This window comes from Protofrankia sp. CiP1_Cm_nod2 (assembly GCF_920664355.1).
GTDB lineage: Bacteria > Actinomycetota > Actinomycetes > Frankiales > Frankiaceae > Protofrankia.
This window is the reverse complement of the sequence record NZ_CAKKTL010000169.1, coordinates 1,855-6,412: the sequence shown is the minus strand read 5'-3', so window position 1 is coordinate 6,412 and position 4,558 is coordinate 1,855. Positions and strand designations below refer to the sequence as shown.

At 71.9% G+C, this 4,558-nt stretch carries 3 protein-coding genes; 1 reads left to right on the top strand and 2 read right to left on the bottom strand.

Annotation, left to right across the window (positions count from 1 at the left end):
• Window positions 1-368 precede the first annotated feature (368 nt).
• Window positions 369-1,025 (top strand): MarR family winged helix-turn-helix transcriptional regulator, encoded by a 657-nt coding sequence (locus NBW84_RS17350; protein WP_250285777.1) that lies wholly within the window; start codon window positions 369-371, stop codon window positions 1,023-1,025.
• A gap of 343 nt (window positions 1,026-1,368) precedes the next feature.
• On the opposite strand, the gene NBW84_RS17345 is transcribed toward NBW84_RS17350, so the two are convergent.
• The gene (locus NBW84_RS17345) at window positions 1,369-2,715 is read right to left on the bottom strand and encodes a hypothetical protein (RefSeq protein WP_250285776.1); all 1,347 of its coding nucleotides are present in this window, start codon (window positions 2,713-2,715) and stop codon (window positions 1,369-1,371) included.
• Between the two features lie 11 nt (window positions 2,716-2,726).
• Window positions 2,727-4,280, bottom strand: a complete 1,554-nt coding sequence (locus NBW84_RS17340; protein WP_250285775.1) for an alkaline phosphatase D family protein — start codon at window positions 4,278-4,280, stop codon at window positions 2,727-2,729.
• Between the last annotated feature and the right edge of the window lie 278 nt (window positions 4,281-4,558).

The following is a 4,558-nucleotide window of genomic DNA, read 5'->3' as shown; positions in this document are numbered from 1 at the left end:
CGCCGCGGCTGGCGTACCTTGTGGCCCGCCGCCACACCCGTACTGACAGAAAGTAACCAATCTGGCCCATACCTCGGACGCGCTCCGCCCGCTCCCGCCGGCAGGGCGGGCGGCCCCTGCGCTCTTTCCATCATGTAAAGGACTCCTAATTACTGGGTGTACAATTCGCTTGCCAAGGTCCACTGGTGGGCAGCGGCGTCCCCGCCGTGACCCGGCGCCGGGGGCGGCCCGCGACGCGCCGGTAGCCACAGATCACGATGACGGGAGACGGCTGTGCCGACGACAGGCGGGGCCCGCACGGTGACGGGACGCGTGAGGCTCCCCGCCGTCGGCGCCGACCGGGCCACGCCGCCCCGGTTACACGGGCCGTGCGCGTGAGGCCGCCGGGTACCCCCGAGGAGCGCCACCCAGGACTCGACGCGAAGATCGTCGCCGCCCTCGACCGGATCGGAGGGGCTCTTCAGGTGCTGGCCCGTCGCGCGGCCGAGGCGCACGACCTCTCCCCCACCCAGCTGCGGGTCCTCGTCCGCCTCCACGCCGGGCCGCCCCCACCGGCCCGGACCAGCGCGTTGGCTCGTGAGCTCGACGTCACCGACCCGACCGTCAGCGACGCCCTGCAGGCCCTGCGCCGCAAGGGCCTCGTCGAACGCGAGCGGGACCCTGACGACCGGCGCCACTACCGGCTCCACCTGACCGCCGACGGCCGGCGGACCGCGCGCGCGGTGTCGCGCTGGACCGCCCCCGTCGAGGCCGCCACGTCACGGATCGACCGCCCGGACGGCGAGCAGCTGCTCGCGGCCCTGCTGGACGTGCTGGAACGCATGCACTCCGAGCATCTGATCAGCGTGACCCGGGCATGTACCACCTGTCACCACTTCGAGCCCGCGGTCCGCCGGGCGAGACCCGCCGTCCATCGATGTACCTTCTTCGACCACCGCCTCGGGCCGTCCGACATCAGGGTCGACTGCCCCGAGCACGTCACCCACGAGGAATTCGCCCGCCGCGCCGCGACGGGCGGCCGCTGACCAGCTCGACACATGTCGCCAGGGCCCCTCCGGGCGCTGCCCATCCGGGGATCTTCCCCTGGAGCCGCCGCACGCCGCCACGGCCCGTCCGGGACGCCGCTTCCGCCCCCTCGAAGCTCCGCCGGGATGTCGATCTCGTGATCGTCGTCCTCTCGCACCTCGAGTGCGCCGAGCACTCCCACCCACACCCGTCCACTCTCGCACGGGCCGACGAGCGGCAGCCCTCGCGCCTGATCCGCTCGTCTGATCCGCCCGCCTGATCCGCCCGTGGGACCGCCGGCCGGGTACGGCGTGTGCCCGTACCCGGCCGGTCCGTGGCCCGGGACCCGGCCCGCGCCGCTCGCTACCAGTCGGAGTTGCTGGCGCCGAGGCCGAGGATCACCTGGTCGAACGAGTTGCCGTCGTTGTCGTCGGTGTACGCGAGGGCCAGCTGGCCCCACGGCGACACGGCCACCGCCATCTGCTCCTGGCGGCCGGTGGTCGCCTGGCTGAGTGACTGTGCCGGCAGCCGGCCGGCGGTGGTGCCGTCCGGGTTGAGGCCACCGGCCCAGACCGCCGGGTCGGCGCCGCCCACCGACCAGCCGACCACGGCGTTGTTCTGGTCGTCGATGCCGGTGGCGGGAGAGCCCGCGCCCGTCCCGGTCGACACCTGCACCTCGGCGTGCCGGCCGGTCCCGTCCGCGGCGAACGACCGGGCCCAGATCCCGGGCGTGCCGGTGTGGTCGGACTCCCACGCGACGACGAAGTCACCGTTGGTGTTCGCGGCGACGGCGGCGTGCCGCTGCTGCCCACCGCCGAGGGTGTTGGCCGAGCGCCGGGAGAGGACCACCGCCCCGTTCGCCTTCGCCAGCCGGGTCAGCCCGATGTTGAAGAAGCCGTTGGCGTCGGTGTCCTCGTCCCACACCACGGTCGCTTCCCCGGATGCGGAGACCGCGACGTCCGGGCTGTGGTGCGATCCGCCGGTGGCGTTCACCGTCACCTCGTACGCCTTCGTGGTCGTACCGGTGAATCCGGCGGCCTTCACCGTCGCCGCGGCCGTGCCCTGGATGTCCTCCCACACCACGGTGAAGGCCACCGCGGTGGTGCTGCCCGGTGCGCCGTCAGGGTCGACGGACACCTTCGGGGCCAGCTGCTGGCCGGCCGAGCTGCCGTTGGCGTAGCCGGAGCCGATGACCGTGCCGGCCGGGGAGACGACCCGGTAGGGAATGTTGTAGACGCCGTTGCCGTCGGGGTCGTCGGCCCACACCACGACCGCGTTGCCGCGGTCGTCCAGCCCCACGTCCGGGCTGACGTGCTTCCAGTTCACACCGGACGTGCCGCCCGCGGACAGTCTGATCTCGTAGCTCGACACGCCGTTACGGAACAGGCGCAGGTAGATCTCGCTGTGTGTGTCGTCGTCGGGGCTGGTGGAGTCCCGGTCGTCCTCCCAGACGACGGCCACGTCGCCGAGGCGGTTCGCGGCCACGGCCGGGGTGTCCTGGTCCCCGGTCGCCACGCTGTTCGCGGTCAGCCAGGCCGACGGCCCCACGGCCACGGCGGACCCGCCCGGCGCGACGAAGGTCGCGGTAACGACCAGCGCCGACAGCGATGAGACGACCGCGGTCCTCGACAGGACAGCCTTCGCCGTCCTCGGTGAGAAGAGCTTCGACGGGACGAATCCTGACGGGACGAACCCGTGCGCACCACGCATCTGAAATCCCTTCACGCGTCGACGAGCCCGGGCTGGCCGTCCTGGATGACGAACGAACGCACGGTGGCCGCGGCCGCCCCGTGCTCGGTCACCGTCGCCACGCTGCGGAAGTCGGCGGCGATGTGGGCGGGGGTGATGGTGGTACGGACGTATCCGCGGCGGTCGGAGTAGAACCTGATGTGCGGGTTGGTGGCGCCGTTGGGGATGGCCGTCGAGCCGGACCCGTTGCCGCCGGAGGAGATCGAGGTGCAGACCAGCTCGGTACCGATCGTCGGCGACGAGGGGCTGGCGTAGTCGGCCTTGAGGTTGCTGGCCCACGAGGAGTGCACGTCCCCGGTGAGCACCACCGGGTTGCGCACCGCCCGGTCGGCCCAGCCCTGCTGGATGCGGGCCCGGGAGGCGCGGTAGCCGTCCCAGGCGTCCATGTTCCCCGCGCCCGAGGCGTCGAACTGGCGCGCGAAGAAGACCTGCTGGCCGACGATGTCCCAGGTGCCGAGGTGCTGGGCGAAGCCGTCGAGCAGCCAGGCCTCCTGGGTGGTGCCGGGCAGGGAGCGGCTGGCCAGGTCGGCGTCCGAGCACACCTTCCAGCCGTCGCCGCACGCCTGGTCGTCACGGAACTGCCGGGTGTCGAGCATGTGGAAGGTGGCCAGCGTGCCCCAGCGCACCCGCCGGTACAGCGGGATGCTGTTCCCGGCCGGCGCCGCCGACGGGCGCAGCGGCATGTTCTCGTAGTAGGCCTGGTAGGCCGCTGTCCGCCGGGCTGTCCACTCGGCGGCTGTCAGCGCCGGGCTGTTGTCGGCCCGGACCATGTTGGCGTAGTTGTTCTCCACCTCGTGGTCGTCCGGCACCACCAGCCATGGCGCGGCCGCGTGCGCCGCCTGCAGGTCGGGGTCGGCCTTGTACTGCGCGTAGCGGCGACGGTAGTCGGCCAACGATACGATCTCGCTGCCCAGGTGCTCCCGCACCGACCCGGTCGTGGTGGCGTCCTCGTAGATGTAGTCGCCGAGGTGCAGGATCAGGTCCGGGCGGTCGTCCGCCATCCGCCGGTACGCCGTGTAGTAACCGGACTCGTAGTGCGCGCACGACGCGAACGCCATCGTCAGGTCCCGTCCCACGGCGGTGAACGCCGGGGCGGTCCGGGTGCGGCCCACCGCCGAGATGTGCCCCTGCGCGCGGAACCGGTAGTAGTACTCGGCGTCGGGCGCGAGCCCGCCGGCGACGACGTGCACCGAGTGCGCCTGCGCGTACTGCGCGGTGACCGAGCCGGACGCGACGAGCGGGGCGAACGCGGGGTTCGCGGACACCTGCCAGTCGACCACGATGTCCGTGTTCGCCATGCCGCCGTGCCCGTCCGCGTTCAGCGGGGACGGGGCCAGCCGGGTCCAGAGCACGACGCTGTCCGGCGCCGGCTCGCCGGAGGCCACGCCGAGGGTGAACGGGTAGGGGATGGTGCTGGCCGCCGCCCGCGCGGCCGGGACCGAGGAGAGCGCCCGTAGCGGGAGGGCGAGCCCCCCGGCCGCAGCGATACCTCCGACGAGGAACGCCCGACGCTGAAACGTCTTCATACAACAAAACACTAATTTATATATATAAATATGTTTATATGCATAGAAAAATGCCGCATGTACAAACACGTACAACCCGGTTGCGCGTCGCGAGCGAGCGGCGGATGGACGACGCCCGCCCGACCACCGCCGGCAATGAACCGGTACGCGCGCTTCCGGTGGGCGCGCGGTGGCGTAGCACCTTGTACGCGGGCCCACACGCCCGCGTTCCGTGCGGATGCCGTCGCGCGCGCCCACGAGACCGAAGATCCGTCCACGACAGCTGAAGATCGTCTCCG

Excerpts from the sequence above, each read along its gene's own strand:
- NBW84_RS17340 (WP_250285775.1), bottom strand. The coding sequence starts at position 4,280 with ATGAAGACGTTTCAGCGTCGGGCGTTCCTCGTCGGAGGTATCGCTGCG.
- NBW84_RS17345 (WP_250285776.1), bottom strand. The coding sequence starts at position 2,715 with ATGCGTGGTGCGCACGGGTTCGTCCCGTCAGGATTCGTCCCGTCGAAG.